This is a genomic window from Thermodesulforhabdaceae bacterium (assembly GCA_037482015.1).
GTDB lineage: Bacteria > Desulfobacterota > Syntrophobacteria > Syntrophobacterales > Thermodesulforhabdaceae > JAOACS01.
Genome location: JBBFKT010000003.1, coordinates 73,071 through 96,031, shown reverse-complemented (window position 1 = coordinate 96,031; position 22,961 = coordinate 73,071). Strand labels below are relative to the sequence as shown.

Sequence of the window (22,961 nt, the reverse complement as noted above, 5' to 3'; positions counted from 1 at the left end):
GTTTTTAGAAACCCTCAAATTTTTGTCCTCTAAGTTAAAAAAATTCCTGCCCATTTTTGAAAAAAGCCAAATTGTTACCGAAAAAATAATTAGACGGAAAATAGAAAATTAACCAGAGGCTAAAAATGGAGGATAAACCCATGGTGCAGGAAAAAACCAACAATGTTGTGTACTTGGCTCAGGCTTATCAAGAACAGGAAGATCTGGAAAAGGAAGAAGACTTTCTGGAAAGATTCGTAGAAGAAGATCTTTCCATATCTCACCTTCAGCGGGAATACAGGAAACTTCTAAACGAAATTGAAATTCTTCGGTCAGAAAACCGCTGGGAACAGATCTTGATTCTCTGCCACCCTGTCGAAGAAAAATGGCCTCATCTTGCAGAAGCAAATCTTGTTTATCACATTCAGGGAGAAGTTCTCTTTGCCCTCTGCCAGCTTAAGCGATTCGCGGAAGCTTTAGATGTAGGACTTGCAAGAGTCTCAGCAGATGAAAACAACTTCATGGCTCATTCTCAGCTTGCCTTTGTTGCTTATAGCGCTCTTCTGGCTGATAAAAACAGGGAGATCGTTTTGACCCCAAAAGAAAGGAAGAAATTTCGAGAACTTACACATCTTTATTTCACAAAATCACAGCATCTCAGGCCTGACGGCGTAACCTGCTTCTATCGTCACGGTATGCTTTATAAAAACTTTGGCGGGAAACTGGAAAAAGCTATTCCGCTTTTCCAGAGAGCCGTGGAAAACTGGGAACAATACGATGAAGAAAAAAGAAAGGCACGCCATCAAGAACGAAAAAATTACGTAAAATCTCTCTATCAGCTAGCCGTTTGCCATCTTGATATGGAAAAACCGGATCAGGCTTTTAACTGGATTCAGAAATGCATCGAAGAAGACAGTAGCACCGGATACATGTCCAGTGTGCATAAGTATTACTCTCTGGGAAAAGCCCACTACGCCATGAAAAATTACGAAGAAGCTTCTAAAGCTCTGGAGAGAGCCCTTGTAGAAGCCCATCCCGAAAGCAATGATTACGTTTTTGAACTTCTGGCAAGAAGCTACCTGGCTCAATCTCTTCCCGTTAAGGCTCAGGAAGTTCTGGCGAAGATTCCCCAATCTCGAAGACGTCCCTATATTCTGTGGACGGAAGCAGAAATAGCTGTCGCCCTTAAGCAACTTGACAAAGCAAAACAGACTCTACTGAAAGCCTCAGAAATAGACAGAAAAGGCGCTCACAAGGCTTTAATAAGGCTTGCTAAACTTGAAATACGTGTGGGTAACCTCTCAAAGGCTTTAGAATCTGTTGAAAAAGCCAACATGTTCTTTCAGAAAACCTATGGAAATCCCTACCATGAAGCTCTGTTCTGGCAAACAGCTATACTGATCAAAATGGGGCGAAAGTCTGAAGCAGAAAAAACCCTTCAGGATCTTTACAGCTTTAACCCCTACTATCCCCATCTTAACAGGCTCAGAAAAGAACTGGCGAAAATTTCCAGAACCTGAGAGGTAATTTCTATGAAGGAAGGAAATAAAGGCAAAGCCGCTTCAAATATTGACTGGGAGCTTTTGCTAAGGAAGCTGAAAAATCTTTTGCTTAAAGACGAAAAAGATCCACAGTTAGAAACGCTCCTGGAAGACGAGACTGTTTGGAGTCAGCTTCCTTCCGATAAGGCTCTTCAATGGTCAGAAATTGCTCAGGCTGCGGGAAAACACGATCTGGGACTTAAAGTTCTCGAGTCTGCCTTGACCAAAGATCCTGACAATATTGGTCTCTGGGAAGCCAAGACAAAACTTCTGGAATTTCTTCTCCGTAGATCCAGCCGTTCTGAAAACTTTAATGATGGCTCTGCTGTGGAAGATCTAGCCACTCCCTTTACCAGTTTTCGCAGGATGGAGAAGTATCTGGAAATTTACATGAGCATCTTCAAAGGCAAAGAGGATGCTTTTGCTCGTCAATGGGCAGATCGGCAAAACAGGACTCACGGCTACTACCCTGTTAGAAGACCCTTAACTGAAAAAGATGTGCAGGATCATCTTGAAGGCAAACAAACCTACGGTATCTATTTGTTGCATAGAGACAACACTGTAAGCGTCGCCGTTATAGATGCAGACTGCGACATAAGCTTATTCAAGGAGGGCATCAGTCGGGACGATCGCTACCATTTTAAGCAGGAGAATTCTTACCTGTTGAGAAGAATTCCTGAGGTTTTGAATCAACAGGGGTTGAGCTGTTTTGTGGAATTTAGCGGCAGCAAAGGATACCATTTCTGGCTTTCCTTTGAAACCCCCGTTTCTGCCGCTCTTGTAAGAAAGGTTCTAATACCCGTGGCTCAGCATGTAGAAAAGGATCTTAAATTTTTCAAACTGGAGGTTTTTCCCAAACAGGACAAAATAACTGGCAAGGGCTTTGGAAATCTTGTGAAGCTTCCTCTTGGCATTCATCAAGTTACAGGAAAACCCTCATTTTTTGTTCATGCTCCCGATCGATCTCTGGAGACTCAACTTGCATGGCTTGAAAAAGTTCCTCGTATTCCTGCAAAAGTATTAGAAAGTTATTCTAGATGTGAAACCGATTCAAAAAAATTGATAGTTCATCCCAGGGACGAAGAATGGGCAAAGACTTTTCCAGAGCTCGCTCTTTTAAGCAGTCGCTGTATGGTTCTTGGACAGATTATAGATCAGTGTCGCCAGGGACGGTTTGTCTCAATAAGGGAGGAAAAGGTTGTTTTTGGAACCGTTTCGTTTCTCCCCAGGGGCAGGCTGTTGGTGCATTACCTTCTTAGAAACCTTCCCGATTACAACCATCATTTAGTTGATTACAAGCTGTCTCGAGTTCGATCGACTCCTCTTGGATGTAAGTCCATTCATAGGTTGTTGAACATAACGGGTGATTACTGTGTTTTTGAAGGTAGTTATGCCTATCCTTCTCCTTTGCTTCACATTCCTGAAGTGCGTGAGCAAAGGGAGTTTATGACATCGCCTGTTTCAGAAAGGATCACGAACCTTCAGGATGCTCTGAATCTTCTTAGGATGGCTATTCTGGCTGTGGAGAAATTTTTGCTAAGATCTGACGAGGTTAAAGAATGAAACGGTTTTATGTTATCGAGCAGGGCTGTTATTTGAGGAAGGAAGGCAATCTTTTGAAGGTTTATCTGGGTGATCGAGTTGTAGAGGAGATTTCTCTTGAAGATCTGGAAACTCTTACCATTGTGGGAAGATCGTCTCTTAGTGGGGCAGTGCTTGACGAGCTTATAAGGCGCAGGATAGAGACGGTGCTTCTTACTCCTGAGGGGCGTTTTAGAGCGCGTTTAGTCGTGGACGAGCATAAACATGTAGAACGGCGGATGAAGCAATACCTGAAACTAAGCGATCCCTCTGTCAAAGCGCTCATAGCTGCCACTGTTGTGAGTTCCAAAATACAGTCCTGTGCTTATTTTGTTGCTCAGCGAAGCAAGGAATATTCTGACAAAGAACTTGGTGCTTTGGGACTTCAGTTGAAGAGTCTTGCTAAGATTGCTTCTCAAGAATCTACTCTTGAAGTCATTATAGGCATAGAGGGTAGAGCCTCCAACTTGTATTTTTCGCGTTTTTCACATCTGATAAAAGCTCCAGGTTTTTTCTTTGAATCCAGAAACAGGAGACCTCCTCTGGATCCTGTAAATGCATTGCTTTCCTTCGTTTATACTCTATTAACCAATGAAGTTCTCACGGCGGTTCAGCGAGTGGGACTTGATCCTTATCTTGGAGCCCTTCACGCCGTTGAGTATGGAAGACCGTCTTTAGCCTGTGATCTTGTAGAGGAGTGGCGAAATTTTTTAGGCGATCGTTTAGTTCTGACACTGATAAACCGGAAGATAGTAAATCCTGATGATTTTATTTATCATCTGAGTGAGCCAGAAAGTGGATCGTCTAACGATGGAGAAAAGAAGCCTTTAAGACCTGTTGAAATGAAGCCAAGAGTTATGAGAGCTTTTATAAGAGCCTATGAGAAATGGCTTTCCAGAACAATAAGAGATCCCTTTTCCGGGAAGGAGGTTACGTATAGAGGGTTAATTTACGATCAGGCTCGCCGTTTTTTGAATTTTATCATGGACAAATCGGATAGATTTGATCCTTTTCCCTGGGACAGCATTTATTAATTTGGGTGTTCTTTGAAAACTGAATAACTCAACTTTTTTAGAAACTCTGGGCGGTGTAATGTGGAATGATGTTTCTTAAATAGTGACGGAGGCGTTTTATGTTTTATGTTGTAACGTTTGACATAAGCGATGACAGGATAAGATATCGAGTGGTCAAGGTGCTGAAGGGATACGGTTATAGAGTGCAGAAGTCGGTTTTTGAGTGTCCTCATTTAACTGAGGAGAAGTTAATGCGTTTGGTCAGGAGGCTGGAAGCTCTTATAGATTTTAAGACAGACAGCATAAGGTATTATGCCCAGTGCGGTTCTTGTTTGAATAAGGTTTTAATTAGCGGTTATGGAAGGAAGCCAAAGACGGAGGAGTTCGGGATGGCATAGTTTTTAGGAGTGGGTCAAGTTGCACAATTTTGTGCAACCTAGGGGGGAGGTCCGGGGGGTTTTTAAAAATTGGTCTAAGTTATTGAAATTATTGAAAGCGGTCATTCGAGTTCCTACCTGACGGGTTTTTCTAGCAATATCAATATCTTATGTTATTTTAGGGGGTAATTTAGGATGAAATTTTTGGGGGTTTTTCTGGCAAAAGGGGGAGGTCCCCCAAAATTGGCTTATAAAGTATTGACATTTCTTTTGTTTTAAGGTATGCGGTCGGAAAACTCGCCCCGCTTCGAGGGGATTGCGACGTCACAGTCAGTGAGAACGAGGGCGGCACGATGTTTATTAGGTCGGAAAACTCGCCCCGCTTCGAGGGGATTGCGACTTCTAAGAAGAAACCGTCCTCGGTCTTCTTAACCAACTTGGGTCGGAAAACTCGCCCCGCTTCGAGGGGATTGCGACTTCATTCCGTTTATCTTTCTTTACGAATTTCAGGAAGGTGTCGGAAAACTCGCCCCGCTTCGAGGGGATTGCGACTACCTTTGCCACCAAACCAGCAAATCGGTGAGCGAAGTAAGTCGGAAAACTCGCCCCGCTTCGAGGGGATTGCGACCTAGGCTTGAAACGCCGTTATTTAGAATGGCAAGAACGGTCGGAAAACTCGCCCCGCTTCGAGGGGATTGCGACGTTTTTTCTTCAGAATACACGTATTTTTTCACATCCAATGTCGGAAAACTCGCCCCGCTTCGAGGGGATTGCGACTGCAACGATATCATACCTTTTCCTCCTTCTAGAATTTAGGGTCGGAAAACTCGCCCCGCTTCGAGGGGATTGCAACTCACAAAAATAGCCATGAGAATTGAGAGTTTCGAAGACGAGTCGGAAAACTCGCCCCGCTTCGAGGGGATTGCAACTCACAAAAATAGCCATGAGAATTGAGAGTTTCGAAGACGAGTCGGAAAACTCGCCCCGCTTCGAGGGGATTGCGACACCACCCCCCCGAGACGAGGGTCGTACGTCGCCACGGCAGCGTCGGAAAACTCGCCCCGCTTCGAGGGGATTGCGACACACTTCAAACCCCTTGTGTCCCTTTCCCACCTTATTCTCCGTCGGAAAGCTCGCCCCGCTTCGAGGGGATTGCGACTAATCGTTCAAGTCTTCCCGCCATTGCCAATAGTAGCACTGTCGGAAAACTCGCCCCGCTTCGAGGGGATTGCGAGTTGTCTTAGGGAATGGGGATTGGGGAATGGGAATTGGGGATTTAGTTTGTTTGATTCCTGGAGTGACAGATATTTTTTGTTGCTGGAGTTGTTGTTAATGTTTCCACTGGTTGATGTTGTAAGGTTTATCCTGAATCCCAATCCCCAATCCCTAATTCCCACTCCAAACACTCGCCCCAATTTTAGGGGATTGCGACATTGACAAAAACGCTTATCTGTAAGTGAATGGAAAAATACGGTGTCGATTGTTCCAGAGGTTTGTCAGGGCCTCTCCCAGGGAAGAAAAATCTGAAAATATGGCACTATCACTTAAAATTCCGCCAAAGTGATTCAGATTAAATCCTTTTATGGATCTAGCTTCGTTAAATATATGCTGAAATCCTTTGAGGATTTCTTCTTCCGATGCCAGTTCCTCCACATACATGGCTGAAAGAGGTAATAGCCCGAGGACTCGCCGAGCTCCCTTCAGTTTACAGGCCACGTCCAGAGATTTCTTCCAGACCGCTCTTTTGAGGTCTCTTTCTTTCAAAAGCCTTCCTGAATTAAAAAGGATGAGTTGGTAAGGATGAACCGCCTTCTGCTCGTTCAAAAACCTCGTCACAGCCTCCATGTGCAATATCGAATCTGCTCCCGTATCGGCAGCAAAGCGAATCAAAGCGGCAGTTTCATAACGCCCCATATTAGAAAAATCCAGGTCCTTAAGACTGGATGTTTCAAGGTAAATTTTTAAAGTCTCTTCGGCATCCTTTAACAGTTCCGCATCAAGATATCCATAAACAAGGTAGTTGAACTCCCTGCGCCAGTCTTCCCTGAAGTCTTCAACCCTGCCTTCTCCAAAGGCTTTTTGAGCTCTGTGAACATATTCCTGTAATTTGTTTAAATATGAAGGTCCGCAAAATCCATGGTTCTGGGCAACCGTTCCATACATTCTGCCAAGAACTGGATAGACTTCGTAGTTTGCTATTCGATATAAGCCCTCTAGCTTGCTTAATACTTCAGAAAAGCTTTCCGGTAATTTTTCTTCAAAATGAAAAGATAGATGGCGACAGTGAACAAATAGCCTGTTTTGATAGTCAGCAATGCATTCGAGTCCCTCCTGTCTCCGAGAGATTATATTCAAAGCGTGTCTCGCCAGAGATTGCCACTTTCCCGCATCCTTATGTGACCCTTCCGCATCGGCACAGGTCCAGCCAGTCACAGCTATGTGCCAGACGGCCACAGGGGTTATATGGTCTAGGTTTTTTGCTAATAGAGCGTCCAGAGGCTTAATGAGATATTCCCAGATATCAGGATCATAACCACGACTGCTGCAAAAGTCCGCCAGGTTTCTGGCAAAAAGTTCAGCATTTTTCGGGGATTCCATAATTCTTTCGACAGTTTTCAGATACCCGGAGGAAAACAAAGGCGATCGCACAACAGTAAGATCTATTTTTTCTACCTTCATAGCAAGAATGTCTGGTTCAGACATGATTTTAGCCATGTTGATAGCTTTATTTCCATCGCCTGGCATGTAGGGAGTGGAGAAGAGCAGAACCCATTCAATGTCTTCGGGTCTCGAAACAGGGATGATTTCCACTCCATCCTTGAAGTAAGACCTTTTCGCACCAGCGCCGGATCCACAGATGAGAGCTTTAAATCCATTGACTTTTGCTGTTAGAGCCTTGTCTCTGATGTAACCCGGTTCGGTAAATTCGCCAGATTCGGTAACGCCTCCCGAAAAGGCAAACCTTTGATCGGCTTTTATTTGATCTCTTGCACAGATGGCTCCAGCGCAGACAGCAAGCCCCAGAGAAGCCCCACATATCTGAGTGCTGTCATGATCCATCAGCAAAGGGCGAAATAATATATGGTGGGAAATATTTTTGCGAACAAGTTTTATGGCGTTTTGAACAGACCTTGCGGCTTTACTGTCGCAAACCGAGTAAAACCATGGTGGAAGATCCGTAAGCGGGACATCATCGGAAACACCAACCAGAGCTTTGCCTATTCGGCCTTTTAGTTTTCCTGGCTCATGGGGAAATATCATTACCCACGACACAACACTCCATTTAGCGTCTTCAATTTTGTCTTCTGTAACGGATTGATCATGGAGAGCAGAAACAATAAGCTCATTTGTGATGGAGCTGTCCAGGACAGCAACTTTTGTAAGCAATGCGGCTGCGATTATTTCTTGAAGAAATTGCCATGACCCGGGATTTAGTGATTTCCTGCATTTATATACAACATCTTCAAATCGTTCAGCGTCTTCTTCCCAGCGCCAGTTGTAAGGAGTTATACAGGATGTCCTGAGTCTTTCTTCAAGGGCATGCCATTTATTCCAGATTAAAAGTTCACGAAGAGACCAGCTTGTTAAGTTTTGCGAGTGCATACCAGCAGGGCGATGGTTCCGTTTTTTCTATCATCGTAGGTAAGGGGAGGAAAAACCAGCCTGAAGAAGCCATCCTCAGGATCAAAAGACGCCAGTTCTGCTCTGGCAAGAATCTCTCCCGTGTCTCGATGCTTCCACAAAGCATGAATAGCCGCATCGGAAGAAAATTTGCCTATGACTCGTCCTCCTATTATCAGCCCCTTTTCGTCATCGTGTCGAAAATTTATGTAGCCTAGCGCCGTTCTGAGAGAAATTTTTGCGTCTGAGACTACAGCCACGTTGACGGATATTAGTTCTTCGCTGCGGTCTGCCGCAGCCATAGCCATGGATGAATCCCAGGGCGATGCTAAAGCTAATCTGTCCAGAATGTCGGGTATATTTTCTGGAAGTTCTGCGCCCTCAACCGTGAAATAATCTTCCTGAGATGTTATTAAGTCTGCCACGTCCTGGTCATATTCTTCGATAATTTCGTACCAGGTTTTTACCACGAAATAGAAAGCAACTTCCGCTTCCATTTTACGAAAGTAGTAATGAACCAGGGTTGGCGGTTCTGCTAGATCGGCAAAATGGATTACGGGAGGCAAAGTAACAGAAGTTATGTATTTTCCCAGATATTTTACCGGAAGAGGGAAGGTATTCCACATTTCGGCAAAAACGCTGGGAGCCACTTCCACGTCTCCTTCAAAAGCCAGACATTCTTCCAGATGAACAAGGGCTACTCTGACGATTTTTTCGTCAATGATTTCGGTAATCAGGACTAATGCCGGGTTATGGTAACGGTAATCTTCATCATAGCCAGAAAGTTCTTCGGCGGTTTTCCATATTTGGCCGGGTGATGGGACTACAATATGGGATACTGGGGACGATACAGTCTGGTCTTCAGAAAGCAAATCAACTTCGCCGTCGTAGAACTCCTGGCAATAAGGACATCTTTTTAAGTGTTCCTGAGAGACTTTTCCTGGAGGCGGGCAGAATCTCAACTGCCGCATGAATCTCAGAGACAATTTCAATTCAAGGGCGTTCTCAAGAAGAACCATTCTCAGCTCCAAACTTTATTTTATCGTTTTTTTTACCAGACTTCTCGGGTGCTAAAGTTGCCTTCACTTTTCTATACGGTCATCAAAAGGACTTTTTACAAACGTCAAAAAGATTTTCTATGAATTCGTCCAAAATTTCCTGATCCAGATCTGGTGGGGACAGGAGAGATTCGGCAATACAAAACTCCTTAATCTTTCTGAATGCTTTGTTTCTTATGTAAGCAACGGCTGACGCTCTCGAATAACCCATGGCTTTTGCCACCGTTTCAAGTGTTTGTTTTTCTATGTTTAGCCTTACAAGAACTTCTCTTTCCTTTTCATCCAGGTGTATAGCGCATGTTTCTGCAAGGCTTCTAATGTTAACACCCGTTAATCCGATTGTTAACTCTTTTTCTGTCAGGATATAGTTTGTGTGCCAGTCATCGTTTTTCAGAGTTTCTTTTAATGAATTTGAAACTTCTTCAAGAGCGATATTTGTCGGGATAACTATGAAAGTCTTTATGTAATCTTTAAGGTTCCTCAGAGGTATCCACACGGGTCGGGATACTTTTTTTGCAACCTCATACCAGAAATGTTTAGCAACAGTAATGATGGATTCTTTGTCGAAGATGTTTTCCTGAGATATGTCTTCAGGGAAACCAAAGCTGGAAAAATCACTTTGTTCCGGAATGTAAGTATTTTCAGGGCTATAAGGCAGGGAATTATTGCAACAGTAAAAAGTTTTACCCCTGAATCCTGCTGTTGATATTCCATCGTGAGAAGAAAGGACGCGCCTCAGTCTCAGGTAAAAATACGCTTCAGGAGATAACTCATGTGATCTCATCTTGTCTTGAAGGTGTAAGATAAACTTATTGACAATCCATAAGATGAGGCATCGTTCACCGTTTTCGAGCAATAAAAGGAGTTTTTTTGAGTCCCAGAGTTTTGCATGTGATTTTAAATAGAGCCAGAGTTCAGAAACGATTTCGTCGGTGGAATCAAGTTCATTTGAGAAAAGATAAACCAGGCTGGATGTTTGTATTTTTCGCATTATTTTGTGAGCGCATTTTCTTAGTATTTTTTGGGATTCTTCGGAATTTAACCAGTCTTCCCAATCCATTTGGATCCTCGACATTCTGGTGGTTAAGAGTTTTTCTTAATGCACTCTTCCGGCACTCGCCCTGTATATTTGAGTTCATCGATAACTTTTGCGTCTTCGGGTATATTAAAAGAGAGCTTTTCAAGAATGAAGGACGTCCTGGTGAGGGTTTTTCCCGTGTGTTCCAGGACACATCCTGCACGGATGTAGGGTGTTTTCGGCTTATATTTCGACGTGCATGGGCAGACTTTGTGGGCATAGGAAGGGTAAGCTTTGAGCACGAATATAGGATGCCATGATTTTTTATTTTTTATGGTGACGGGGAAGGTTCGGGTATATTTTCTGAGAAGCCAATCCTGGAAGCCGGCAAACATCATTCGATGTGTCCAGTGAGCAACTCCTAAATGTTTTATAGATTCACCCAGGATTTCTATGGGGGGTTCGGGTTTCCCCCAGATTTGATCGCTGTAAGACATAGCTACCCTCTCTTGCGAGGGGTTATTACACCTGACCTTGACCATGGTAAATTTTACTATACTGGAAGTATTTATGTCCTGTCAACCGAAGCTGAAAGGGTGTTCTAGAATTTCCCTTATGGGGTAGCGAAATATAGAAACGCAACTGCACGAGGGTGACCGAGTGTGGGGAGGAAGTGTGGAGCGAAACTGCGAACCGATGGACAAGAACCGGACCCCTCCCCAACCCTCCCCGTCAACGGGGAGGGAGTGCGGAGCAGGGCGAGTGGGCTAGAGTCTGCGAAGCTCTCGTGATCAATGCGAAGTAGCGTAAATTCGACTCAACTTCTCGAAAAACGGATGGCGAGGACACCGTGAGCTAATTTTGTGGTGAAACACCCTGATCTCACAAAGTCAAAATCGGACCTTCGAGCATCCCCTTTAAAATACCCGGTGGTTTTTCAGAATATCCTCAACCGAAGGTGGAGAAATGATAAGAATTTCAACAGAATACAGCAAAACTAAAAGCCAAACTGATACGAAAAGTAAAGCCTTATGCCCTTTTCTCTCAGCAGTTGCTGTATTTGAGGCGGGGTCTGATAGGTTACGGCAATAAGTATGCGATCTCCGGGGAAAAACCGCTCTATTCTTGCAAGTTTCTTAAGGAAGTCTTCAACATCCCTCTTTTTGAATTGAGTTTTACATTCGGCTATTATCCAAACCGGCTTGTCTCCTTTATAACCCTTACCGAGAATATTGACTTCTTCATATCGCCCGGGCGTAATTTCCACGAAATCTCTTTTAAGCCCTTCAGCATCAACTTCGATTCCCTCATCTCGCTTAAGCAATCGTGGTAGATGGACAAAAGCCCGGTCTTCGAGAATATACCCAATAGAGTGGGAAAGCTTGCCAACTTCCTCTCTGGTTTTCCTGTGTTCTCCAATAAGCTTCTTCAGTTCTTCTTCGGTTTTCTTCTGAGCTTCAGCAAGTTCGTTGAGCCTTTGTTCGGTTTTCTTCTGAGCTTCAGCCAGATCTCTAACTATTTCCTTAAGCTCGTTGAACTCTCTTCTGGTTACGGACTCCTCCCTTTGCCGTTCAATTTCCTCTATAAGGCTAATCAAAACGTCCCTGAGATCTGGCGGGACTCTTTCCAGCTTTCTGATAAATGCTCCACTGATCATCTTCAAACCTCACCTCAAGAAAATTTATAGCCAGATATCTGTGGTATTTCCACAAGATTTTCTGCAGGGACGGTCAGACTGGCTAACTGATCACTTTTCACTAAACTCGGCGTGATGGTCCGCACCGGGCTGTGCGAGAAATTGAATCAGCGGGTAGGTCAAACAAGAGACGGTGTGGACGCCGTCCCTCTCGAGACAGTGGCTCGCGGGTTTGCTCCGCGGTTCCTTTCCTTAAGGGGTCATCAAAAAAATCTCTTTTCGAAAAAAATTTATGCCTGAGGATTTGAAAAAATCGTTTCTGGTTCCGTAATACAGATAGGAGGCTGAGAGATCGTGTATGGGAAAGGATGTTTTGAAAACTTGTGGAAAGAACCTGAGTGTAAGGGTTATCAGGTATAACCACTAAAAGCTGGAGGTGTCCCATGGCAGAAGATTACAAAAAGCATTTCGAAGAAGGTGTTGGAAAAATATCGCAGGAAGATGTTTTCAGAGCCGCAAGCAGCGGAAGCGAACTTTTCAATGTAATACAAAAATCAAGTCTTCTGGCTAAGCAGATTAAGAAATTAAAGCTTTTGTGGAATATGTTGAAAGATTTTGTGGATGATAGATACAAAGATGTTCCGTGGTTTACAATAGCTTCTATAGCCTTTGTTTTGCTCTATGTCATTAACCCAGTAGATTTAATCCCCGATTTTATTCCACTTGCTGGGTTTGCCGATGACGTCAGTGTGTTGTTTATCGCCTGGAACCTGGTAGGGGAAGATCTCAGAAAATACTGCAAATGGAAGGCAACACAGGACAGAGAATTTAAAGAGATATATGACGAGTTATTTGCATAAAATCTTACCATTTAGACGTTATTTAACTGATGAAAAGCAATGGGAATGCAGGGAGATTCCTTTGGGTGAGCTGCTTTTACGTTAGAACATTTTTGGGAAACGGAAAGAGCATATACGAGTGAATTTATCCGGGAGGAAATCTATGATCAGTGATGGCTTAGCCTTTGAGAAAACTAGAAAATTGATGGAACTGGCACTTGAAGTAAAAAAGCTGGTAATGGGAGAGTTCCCTCCGGAAGTTAAAGCAATCTTTGATGAAAGGGGGAAAAAGCTACCAGGCGAGAATCCGGATATCCTCGAAAGATTAAAAGACCTGGAAAGTTACTGTGGGGGAGAAAAGAAGCCCCTTGTTGCAATGGCCGGCCAGATAAAATCAGGAAAGACGACATTGATGAATGCTTTGTTCTTCAGGGATGAGGTTCTGCCGACAAGTGTTTCGCCGGAGACAGCTCGTCTTACCATTATAAAGTGGGGGAACAAGCGAAAAGCCGAAGTTGAATTCTACTCTCCAGAAGAATGGGAGCAAATAGTTGAAAAATCCAGGTCTAGAACGGAAGACAGCAAATGGGCTCAAGAGATGGTGAATTTTGCCGAGCATGCTCTTGGAAGTGAAATTCACAGTGTGCTCGGAACCACCAGAGAAGTTGAATGGGACGAAATTGAAGACTTTGTTTCATCAAGAGGTAAGTACAGCTATGTGGTCAAACAGGCAACCCTGTATCTTGAACATGATATTTTGCGGTCTCTAGATATAGTGGACACCCCAGGGTTGGATGATCCCATAGAAGCCAGATCAAATACCACCAGGGAACTCCTCAAAAGAGCAGTTGCTATCCTTTACTGCACAGCCCCCAGTATACGTTTTATGGACAGCAAGGATATAAATTACCTTGCAGAATTTGTTGAAAAGGCTTCTCATAGCTCTGTTGTCACTGCTGTTACCCAGCTTGACCGGCTCAGGCCCGATGAAAGAACAAGGCTCAAAGAAATGCTTAGAAAGGCATCATCCAGAGTTTTAGAGGCGTCAAAAAACTTTGGTTATGGTGATAGCCTTTCTAAGGAAATGGCCAGGATTTTTGATCCCAACAGGATTATAGAGGTTTCAGCCGCTCTCTACCTTGTGGGCATGAGAGTAAAAAATGGACGTCTTATAAGGGAAAAAGATAAAAGCATCATAGAGCGAGCAAAGGCCAATAAGTGGGGAGATGATCCTGAAGAGTGGATCAAACAAAGTGGCATTGATTTGCTGGAAAGTAAGCTCGATGAGCTCATCGTTAAAAACATGTCGGAAATAATAACATTTGTTGCTTTGAATTTCCTGAAAACCACCTTTAAGAATCTCCATAAGGAAGCTCAGGACCACATAGCAGAGATTGACGAAGAACTTGATAATGCCAGAAAAGGATTAGAAGTTTTGGAGAAGGAACTTAACGAGAAGAGAGACTATCTCAGAAAGATGGAACTGGAAGGAAGAGAGTTCCGTGTTAGTATTAAAGAAGAACTTTTAAAACACAAGCTGAAATTGGAGAAACGCGCAACACTCAATTGTGGAAAGATAAATGTCAGATCAGAAGATATAAGTTCAGAAGAAGCAATGAAGAGAAGATTTTCCTTTGAAATAAGGGACAGGATCAGTAATTCACTGGAGAAAGCAAAAAAATCTGTTCAAGAGGGATTTAATAAATTGAGGGAAGACCTCAATGAAGTGGTACTGGACCACTTCATTAAAAAAAGCGAAAGCACCGAAACTACTGTTAAACTAAGGGAGTCCATTGTTTCCAGCATTGAGAGAACCATTAATTATTTCATGGAAAAAGAGGTGGCAAAATTCAATGTAAAGCTGAATATAGATACCGGATTTTTAGGTTGGCGGAGATGGTTTGATAAGGATGAGCTAGTACAAAACGTTTATGTCGAGGTGAACGAAGTGCTGTCCCAACAAGCCGGTTCGGTTAAGCAAATTCTTATAGATAAGATAACGAAATCTCTAGATGGACTAGAAAACGCTATCATGGGAACCTTCAGAGAGGAAATTGAAGAGAGACTGCGCAGATTAAATAACGAAATCACCTTGGTGGAAAAAAGAAAGGAGGAAGGGAAAAAAGAAATTGATGACATCATAGATAAAAAAGAAAAAATGAGAAAATCTCTTGAATCACTTAAAGAAGAAATCAGCAGAAGGCTTTCTCGGTTAGGTGAGATAGAGAACATCATAAAAAACTAAGGAGGGTGTAACGATGGAAAATCAAGGAGTTGATCTCAGTTTTTTAGTTTACTTGCTTTTTATAGGTGCCTTTGGATTGTTGGTTTGGATGTGGTTTAAGAAATCAGAACCTTAAAAAAAGGAGGAGAGTGAAGGATTTTACCAGCCCACACAACGCCAACCAGCTTACAAAAAACAGTGGCCCTATGAAGGGTTTATCGTAGGAGAGCTTATAGGAGCAGGATGTCCCGACTCCGTTGTCAGAGAAATTATGCAATCTCCTGATCCCCTTGAGGAAGCTGAAAAGTGGCTCAGGAACAAGGGAAGGGAAAGTTTTCGATTGGATATGCAAGCAGTTTTAGGGATTTTGGAAGAAGAAGCCACAGCAAAAGTTGAGAAAAGCAGGGATTTTGCCATAAAAAAGCTCAATCAATACATACAGGAAAACAAAAATCGAATGCCCAGTGACCCTCAGGCTCTAAAGCAAAAAATCAAAACCACCAATCCATCAAACACCGACGATATTCAAGCGTTTTCCACATGGGCAAAGACTTATGGAAAAAACCAGGTGGCAGAAAAGGTTGTCAGTCTTCTCCAGGAAGGTAAGCCCTTTGAAGAGGTTCTGGAATTTGTAAAAAGGGGAGTGGACTAAAAATGGAAAAGCAAAAACAGCTTGTAGCCAGGATTGAGGAGATATGCAGAGACATCGCTGTAAATGACAGCAATGTGAAGTCTCTTGTTTCCGATCTTGAAATGGCAATGTCTGAGCCATTGAGTATAGCTCTGGTGGGTCCCTTTTCGTCTGGAAAAACATCGGTTATTAACGCCCTACTGGAAAGAGATCTGCTACCAACAGGTCTGAATGAAACCACACAGACTATTGTCAGATTGACAACGACCCAAGATGGCGAAGAGTTTATAAGTGTTTCCGGGGCAAGGCATCCCCTGGAGAAAATAAAAGATATAGATTTTGCCGAAAAGCAAATTGTCGAGGTAAAAATCATCACCAATCTTTTTCCGCCAGGAACAGTTTTCATAGACACGCCCGGTATAAAATCTGTTTTTTTCGGCAAGGGAAATGCTGGCATCAGAGGTTTTAGCAAATGCTGATTTTGTATTTTACACAGTTCCAGCCAGCCAGGGATTGGCCAGAAGTGATCTGTCTTTCATAGCTGATAGGCCTTCTTTTGCCGCGAGGATTGTAGTTCTGATGACCAAAACGGACTTGCTGGACAGCGAAGAAGAGATAAGACAACAGGTTGAACATGTTCGCAAGATAGCTCAAGAAGTTAGTATCAGCAGAGTGGTGGCGGTAAACACCACAACACCTGAAGAGATAGATAAACTTAGAAAGTTTATACTGGAAGAAGTTTTGAGTGCATCGCTTGAATTGAAATCGATATCAATAACCAAAAAAGCTTTGAATATGCTTCCTGTGCTCTTAAGCCTGATTGATAGATCCCTGGAAGCTGGTTCATTGAATATGGACGAGATCCAGCAGGAAATCGAGAAAGCTCAACAACAAAGGAAAAGGATTCAGGAAGAAATCAAAAGAAAAATCGCTGAATTGAAGAGGAAAGTGGATTTGATAATAAGAAACGAAGTTATAGATGTTCGGAAGGCTCTGGTAGATGCCGCATTAAACACGGTTGGTCGGGTCGTCGCTGAGAGGAACTATGCGGCTTTCAATATTGTTGCTATTGAAATTCTGGAAAAGGCAGCGATGAAAATCGAAGGGGCAGTAGAAGAGGAATTAAACATATTTGTTAGCCAGGGCATCAACCTAGAAGATATTGAAGTTACTGGGGATTCTAGGGCAAGTTACTCAAGGATTTTTTTGAATGCACTTCCTGTTTTTCTAATGGGGATTCCTCCTGTTTTCCGACTCTTGAAGGGCGTTTTAGAAGTGGTGGGTGGTTTGTTGATGGTATTGAGACTTCATAAGATTCTGGATCCGCTTAGCGAGGAGCGCATCCGAAACGAGCTGGTCAAAAAGGCAAATGAAATGGCAGATGATTTTCGAGAGAGGCTTTATGAATACGCCGAAAATGAGTTGTACCCAAAGCTGGAGGAGGTTGCAGAAAATTATTCTTCCGAACAGCTAAAAAATATTGAGCAGGCGATGAAAAATGCTCTGGAAAAAGCGGAGGAGAAAAAAGAGGATTTTGAGAACTGGAAGGCAAGATTGAATAAGCACAGGGAATGGATAGTGGAAGAGATGGCACGATTAAGGGACAGCATGTGAGTTTTCTCAGATGAAGGGCTTTGTATCCATGTTAGACCCATCCGGGCAAAATGTAAGATTTAAAAATATTTTCGAAACAAATCCTTTTGCCTTCTATAGAAAGCATCCATTGCTGGTTTATTTTAAGAATGACATTCCCAAAAGTAAGAATGAAAAAAATGAATTGGAAAAAAAATTAGACAAGGAATGGAAAGATTTTGAACTCATTTACAACAGGGTCAAAGGGCTTTTAAATACTAGTCCCAGAGTAGCATTCTGGGGAGCTTTCTCTGCTGGTAAATCTTCCTTGATTAATGCCATTATGAAGAAGAGCGTTCTTCCAGAAGATCTCGACGAGTGTACAGCAATTCCAACGGTGCTCAGAAAGGGAAATAAAGAAAGAGTTTTTTGGGAAAAGAGAAACGAGGATGGAAGTGTATATTCGTATGAACCCAAAGACGGGCTGACGGATTTCAGAAATATCCGGAAAGGTGAGACCGACAACCTCCTTGTAAAAGCGTATTTGAACGAATTTGACTGGATCGTTCTAGAAGCCCCAGATATCCCGGAACACTTTAAGGAGATCGAGTTTCTGGACACTCCAGGCTTTCATGGGATAGATGATAAAGAAGGCAGGATAAATGAAAAAATCAGGATCTCACGCTTACTTCTCATGCAATTGTTCTTGTAGTTGATGTTCAACAGCAGATAAAAAAGTCTATACTCGAACTCGTAAGGGGAATAAGAAAGGAAACCCAGGTTCCTTTGATAATCGCAGCAAACAAGATTGATCTTCTGGACACGGAAGAAGAAAAACATGTGGCTCTGGATAAGATCAAAGAGATTCTCTCTCAGGAGAACATCCACAGTGTGGTAGTACCCACTTCCGCTGTCTATAGAGAATTGAACAATTTGGAAACGGAGATACTCAAAGCTGTTTCAGAATCGCGTGCAAATTGGGATAAAATTATAAAATCTGAGGTGAAAAAACTTCAACGCGGAATATCCAGTATAGCAACGGAACTTTACAGGAGGATGGTTGAGATTATCAGGACTGCCGTAACAACTGATGAAAACATAGGTGAGCCCAGCTTTTTTGCGGACGAGATGCTTAGAAGCTTTATCATGGATTTGATGAAGGAAATAAAAAATGTAAGAGAAGTAATACTTCGGAGAGCGGATGAAACTCTGCGCCGACTGAGCAACAAGCTTGAACGGGAAGGCATTGTAGAAAAAGGCAACATAATAAACGACATAAAACGACACATGACAAATCTTGCGGACTTGCTTTCGGAAAACACCCCGTCCCAAGAGCTTTTTGAAAAGGCCAGGAGTGTCATTGATGCATCTATAAGATTTGCTGCGGGATCCTGGGTATCGAACCTGCCCCTTGTAGCTGTATGCCAGGGCTACTTCGAGGAATTCCTTGAATATCAATATGCCGATGGAAAAAGAAAGTTCTGGTGGTCGTTGGGAGATGTATTGTCCTGTAAAGGTACGGTGAAGCTTCCACCGTGTGAGCTGGTGGATGAGGAATGCAGGGCAGTAGTTGATAAACTCACCATAGAGGGTTCCGGCGAGGAAAGCAAATTGTTTTTTAGGGACCTGATACTTTCCCCTAAGAACAGGAATTCAGTACTAGAGGTTAAAAATACAGAGTTTACAGGGAATAGGCTGGTGATAGAACCTGGCTTCACCAAAGTTAGATTCACAAACTGCAGTTTTGTTGGGGTAGACATTGCAACCAGTTCGAATTTGGAGTTAATAGGGTGTAATATACTGGGGAGCTTAAAAGTTGAAAATTCAGGGGCTTCTCTGAATGGTGTTAATCTCAAGAGCTACATGGATGATGCTTATCTTCTAGTAACACTAAATTCTACTGTCGAGGTTGTGAACAACTCCAGAATAAGCAACGGCTCAGTTGGCATCTGGGCTGACAATTCCAGAGTTGCTGTCAGGAACTCTGCCGTGGAGGATAACAGAGGCAGTGGCTTGGTAGCAAAGGATCAATCCAATATAACTCTGGATGGAGTTGCTATTGCAAATAACGGACAAGGAGGAGACTACCCGCAGGTCTCGATAGAAAACTCCACCGCTGAAATTGCCAATAATTCGAGAATAATCAACAGCAATGCGACCGGCATTGTATGTCAAAAATCTAAAGTTACCGTTAGAAGTTCTTTTATCGCAGGCAATAGGTGCTATGGCTTGGATATAAAAGATCAATCCAATGTGACTCTTGAAGCAGTCACCATCGGGAGTAATGGACAAGATTACTATCCCCAAGTTCAGGTAGTAAACTCTTCTATTAGGATTATGAGTAATTCAAGAATAGTCAACGGCAATGGAACAGGTATCAGGAGTTTTAAATCTACCGTTGTTATCAGGAATTCGTCTATAGAAGAAAATAAATACAATGGCTTAGATATACGGGATCAATCTGACATGGAGTTAAGCGAGGTTATTGTTGCGAGCAATGGACATGCAGGGGATTATGCGCAGATTCGGATAGAAAATTCTACTGTTGAGATTGTGAATAATTCGAAGATAATAAATGGCAATGGAACAGGTATTTGGTTTGAGAAATCCAAAGTTGATATTAGATATTCCTCTATAGAAGGAAATAAACGCAATGGCTTGGTTGCACTTGAACAGTCCGAAGCAACCATAGATGCAGTTACCGTTTCAAATAACGGACAAGCAGGAGACTATCCGCAGATTTTGGTAGGAGATTCAGCTACTGCGATTATTCGTAACTCCGTGGTGTACAATGGAAAAGTAGCAGGAATATATTTGGAAGACGAGGTCAAAGAAGTGCACATGCATAATGTCATAACATTTGGAAACAAGTGCGGTGTTAATTACCACGGAGGTTCAAAAGTCAGTTGTCAAAATTGTCAGTTTCCCGATGGAGTTGAAAACAGAGCATCTGGAGTTGAAAACAGAGCATCATGGTGCTTTATAACCACGGCAACCATTGAGACACTCGGAAAAGGTGACAACTGCTATGAACTTGAGCTTTTCAGAGCTTTCAGGGATACATGGTTGATCAAAGAGCCGGACGGAAAGCAGCTCATTGAAGAATACTACAGGATCGCTCCCGTTATAGTCTCAAACATAAATAGAAGAGAAGACAGACAGAGCATTTACGCAGACATATGGAATAGATACCTGACCAGATGCCTTGTTGCAATACAGCGCGGAGAATATGAAAAAACCAAAGCCATATACATTGCAATGGTGGAAGAACTGAAGAAAAAGTATGTTATGCAGAATTAGATGCAATTTTAATTGAACCATCGCGGTAAAATCTCCGAAGGGGACGCAATGGCAACAACGGATCTGGTTAGAAAGCAAGATTGGATCAGCTCCAGCCCTTTAATTTGTCTCAACCTGGCTCCTGGTGGTGCGAAGGGAGCCTACCAGGCTGGAGCTCTGCTTCGCCTTGCCGAGAAAGGAATAAGGTTTGATCGAGTGCTGGGATCCAGCATCGGCGCTCTGAACGGCGCCTTTTACGTTCAGGGAACGGGTTCACCCGAAGAGATGACCCATCTTTGCAAGGTCTGGCTCTCCCTTCCCGAAACCTTTTCCATCACGATGATTCTTTCGATCATATCGAAAATGTCCGAAATGATGCAACGTGCTAAGACCTTTGAAAGCGCCTTTGCATCTCTCTTCGAGGATGTGCTGTCCGGAAGAGATGGTTTTCTCGGTGATATGCCTCTTGTGAGCATCGTTGATTCAGTAATTGACTATAAGGCTGTCTGCAGATCTCCAAAGGAGCTCATAATAGCGACCATGGAGGGATTTGGATTTCTCTTCGATGTGCTGATGGCTCCCGCAAGAGAACCGGTATATCTTTCATCTTTCCATCTGGATGGAAACAGCCTGAGGCGAGCTCTGTTGGCATCTGCATCCATACCCGTTCTCTTCAGAGCTCAAAGTCTCTGGGGTGCAAAGCTGGTTGATGCAGGATGGGCAAGGCTTTCACTGGAACCGCTTCTGGTGGGCAGCAGAAGACCATCTGCTATAGTGTCCATAGACTTTCCCACAAGCAACTTCTGCAACTGCTACGAACGCTGCAGAGCTCAGGGTATCAGAGTAATAAGAATTTCCCCGTCCAGAAATATTGATACATCTTTTTCATCGGTTCTTAATTTCTCCCGCCAGTTTATTCTCGATCTTATGGAACTGGGATATGAAGATGCAGGAAAGGCAGTGGATGAAGCTTTTATTCTCGAGCATCAGAAAGGCTATCCAGAATTTTACTGATATGAGTTCGAGCAGTGCACCTGGTGGAAGTTGAGTATTTTCTTAATTATACCAGTTTCGCAATTCGTTAGCGCTTCTTTGGGTCATCGTTAATGAAAAACTTACAATTTTCTTGCCTTTTACTTTTTAGAAAATCATTGAGAGGTTTTAAAGCGTTGGGAATGGAGGTTTTCAATATTTGTGCCAAGCGTTCTATGATAAAAGGCATGTCTTCTTGAGCCCATAACTCAAGCCCAAAATGTTTTGATAATTCTTTCTTAAAGTGAACTGAATGTTCTATACCGGGACGCACCAGGACTCCTGTGGCGCTGATTCCACCAAGACGGCGAACCGCATCAGAGACTTTAGCTAGCTGGTCAATGAAAGCACTTCCGCCCTTGGAAAGTTTGAGATCAAAGATGACAATTCTACCCGCCGAGTTTACTACAAGATCCAGTTCTTCCGAATGACTTCCGTCGTCTCCGATCCATCTGGCATTTAAAACAGCTTGATTGGGATGACTCATGAAATGATTTACCATGGCACCAAAGAATCTCTCAAAGATGTGGCCTTTTGGAATTTGCTTGGAAGCGTTTGTTAACTCGGGGAATAATTTAGCCAGATGCTCCCACTTCCAAAAAAGCTTAAAACCTAAAGATACCAGATCCTTGAGGCGTTTAGCATTTATATCAGGAAGTTTATCTCCTCTCCATTGCTTACCCGGAACTTTATCAAATTGGGTTTCGACAAGATCCAAAACTGGAAGATCATCCGTAGAAACATGAATATCCATTTTTTCCAGGTTAATGGCTCCACCGATTTCATCGGGTGGCAACAAACGATACCAGACGCCGCTGATTTCTCTATAGAAAGCCTCCACGTTGTTTAGCGAAACCAGGGGCAACAAACCTGCAAATATCGTTTTAAGACCACCTGTTGCATTGATGGTAAAACGTGCATCGGAAGGAGCATTGGTTATAATGGAGTTAACCGTTTCCTTAACGGTTTTTGGCGTGGAGTCTTTTAGAAGGATCAGAGATATATCTGTATTACTGAAGAGAGTTTTCCTGGTGAAATCCTTTAGTCTTTCGGCTGGACCTGCAGATTCCGTAGTGTTTTCTGTATGAAGAATTATTATATGGTCAGGGATATCACCTCGTTCCTTTAAAAGCACAAGTCCTGTGATGTTTGGCCATAGTTGGCGACTGGCTACCAGAATATGATGGTGACTCGACATGATAACCTCCGGGAAAGTTTTAAAATTCGGCTGACCGGTTTATAACCCCATAAGTAGTATGTTTTTACCATATCAAATAGTAACGTTGCAATTTATTGGACAGAGGGTGTTTTAAAAAGCGTAGGGGCGACTGATACATAATGCACAGCCGCCGAATTTATGCCACTTTGCCTTGGTAACAAGAGATTTGCGGATTCTTGCCCTGCTCCTCACCCCCTCCCTGTTAACGGGGAGTCGGGGAGAGGTCTCCCTCCCTGTTGACGGGGAGGGTCGGGGTGGGGTCTGGTTCCTGTGTGCATTGGCTCGCAGTTTCGTTCCACGCTTCCTCCCCACACTCGGTCACCCTCGTGCAGTTGCGCTTC

General features: G+C 43.1%; 18 protein-coding genes and 1 CRISPR repeat array. Of the genes, 12 read left to right on the top strand and 6 right to left on the bottom strand.

Features of this window, described 5'->3' with window-relative positions; translation table 11 throughout:
* Positions 1-140 precede the first annotated feature (140 nt).
* The 4 genes from WHS38_05835 (at position 141) to cas2 (ending at position 4,512) form a co-directional block, all read left to right on the top strand.
* Entirely contained in the window at positions 141-1,499 is a 1,359-nt protein-coding gene (locus WHS38_05835; GenBank protein MEJ5300494.1) for a tetratricopeptide repeat protein, read from the top strand.
* A gap of 12 nt (positions 1,500-1,511) precedes the next feature.
* Entirely contained in the window at positions 1,512-3,083 is a 1,572-nt protein-coding gene (locus WHS38_05830) for a CRISPR-associated primase-polymerase type A1 (GenBank protein ID MEJ5300493.1), read from the top strand.
* Complete coding sequence (cas1, locus tag WHS38_05825) at positions 3,080-4,135, top strand: CRISPR-associated endonuclease Cas1 (protein ID MEJ5300492.1); 1,056 nt, start codon at positions 3,080-3,082, stop codon at positions 4,133-4,135. The genes WHS38_05830 and cas1 overlap by 4 nt, the downstream gene beginning before the upstream one ends.
* 98 nt (positions 4,136-4,233) lie before the next feature.
* On the top strand, positions 4,234-4,512 hold the full coding sequence (gene cas2, locus WHS38_05820) for a CRISPR-associated endonuclease Cas2 (GenBank protein ID MEJ5300491.1): 279 nt from the start codon (positions 4,234-4,236) through the stop codon (positions 4,510-4,512).
* Positions 4,513-4,778: 266 nt separating this feature from the next.
* A CRISPR array of direct repeats spans positions 4,779-5,726; the repeat unit is 36 nt; unit sequence GTCGGAAAACTCGCCCCGCTTCGAGGGGATTGCGAC.
* Positions 5,727-5,937: 211 nt separating this feature from the next.
* Here cas2 and WHS38_05815 read toward each other — a convergent pair.
* From WHS38_05815 to WHS38_05795, 5 genes are all read right to left on the bottom strand, one after another.
* A complete protein-coding gene (locus WHS38_05815; protein ID MEJ5300490.1) occupies positions 5,938-8,094 on the bottom strand; it encodes a hypothetical protein in 2,157 nt (718 codons plus the stop codon).
* Positions 8,076-9,131, bottom strand: coding sequence for a hypothetical protein (locus WHS38_05810; GenBank protein ID MEJ5300489.1), 1,056 nt, complete (start codon positions 9,129-9,131; stop codon positions 8,076-8,078). Before WHS38_05810 ends, WHS38_05815 begins: the two co-directional genes overlap by 19 nt.
* Positions 9,132-9,213: 82 nt before the next feature.
* Complete coding sequence (locus WHS38_05805; GenBank protein MEJ5300488.1) at positions 9,214-10,230, bottom strand: hypothetical protein; 1,017 nt, start codon at positions 10,228-10,230, stop codon at positions 9,214-9,216.
* A 23-nt stretch (positions 10,231-10,253) separates the two neighbouring features.
* Positions 10,254-10,685, bottom strand: a complete 432-nt coding sequence (locus WHS38_05800) for a hypothetical protein (protein ID MEJ5300487.1) — start codon at positions 10,683-10,685, stop codon at positions 10,254-10,256.
* 500 nt (positions 10,686-11,185) lie between these two features.
* Positions 11,186-11,845, bottom strand: a complete 660-nt coding sequence (locus WHS38_05795; protein MEJ5300486.1) for a hypothetical protein — start codon at positions 11,843-11,845, stop codon at positions 11,186-11,188.
* 422 nt (positions 11,846-12,267) lie between these two features.
* Between WHS38_05795 and WHS38_05790 the strand changes: the two genes are divergently transcribed.
* From WHS38_05790 to WHS38_05755, 8 genes are all read left to right on the top strand, one after another.
* Positions 12,268-12,684, top strand: coding sequence for a YkvA family protein (locus WHS38_05790; GenBank protein ID MEJ5300485.1), 417 nt, complete (start codon positions 12,268-12,270; stop codon positions 12,682-12,684).
* Between the two features lie 142 nt (positions 12,685-12,826).
* Positions 12,827-14,908, top strand: coding sequence for a dynamin family protein (locus tag WHS38_05785; GenBank protein MEJ5300484.1), 2,082 nt, complete (start codon positions 12,827-12,829; stop codon positions 14,906-14,908).
* 250 nt (positions 14,909-15,158) lie between these two features.
* Positions 15,159-15,539: a hypothetical protein gene (locus WHS38_05780; protein ID MEJ5300483.1), complete on the top strand. Its 381-nt coding sequence runs from the start codon at positions 15,159-15,161 to the stop codon at positions 15,537-15,539.
* A 2-nt stretch (positions 15,540-15,541) separates the two neighbouring features.
* Positions 15,542-15,997: a dynamin family protein gene (locus WHS38_05775; GenBank protein ID MEJ5300482.1), complete on the top strand. Its 456-nt coding sequence runs from the start codon at positions 15,542-15,544 to the stop codon at positions 15,995-15,997.
* Complete coding sequence (locus WHS38_05770) at positions 15,966-17,132, top strand: hypothetical protein (GenBank protein ID MEJ5300481.1); 1,167 nt, start codon at positions 15,966-15,968, stop codon at positions 17,130-17,132. Before WHS38_05775 ends, WHS38_05770 begins: the two co-directional genes overlap by 32 nt.
* A 10-nt stretch (positions 17,133-17,142) precedes the next feature.
* Complete coding sequence (locus tag WHS38_05765) at positions 17,143-17,802, top strand: dynamin family protein (protein MEJ5300480.1); 660 nt, start codon at positions 17,143-17,145, stop codon at positions 17,800-17,802.
* 74 nt (positions 17,803-17,876) lie between these two features.
* A complete protein-coding gene (locus WHS38_05760; GenBank protein MEJ5300479.1) occupies positions 17,877-20,390 on the top strand; it encodes a right-handed parallel beta-helix repeat-containing protein in 2,514 nt (837 codons plus the stop codon).
* A gap of 48 nt (positions 20,391-20,438) precedes the next feature.
* Positions 20,439-21,383: a patatin-like phospholipase family protein gene (locus WHS38_05755; protein MEJ5300478.1), complete on the top strand. Its 945-nt coding sequence runs from the start codon at positions 20,439-20,441 to the stop codon at positions 21,381-21,383.
* 67 nt (positions 21,384-21,450) lie between these two features.
* Here the strand turns inward: WHS38_05755 and WHS38_05750 are convergent, their stop codons facing one another.
* Complete coding sequence (locus WHS38_05750; protein MEJ5300477.1) at positions 21,451-22,599, bottom strand: hypothetical protein; 1,149 nt, start codon at positions 22,597-22,599, stop codon at positions 21,451-21,453.
* Between the last annotated feature and the right edge of the window lie 362 nt (positions 22,600-22,961).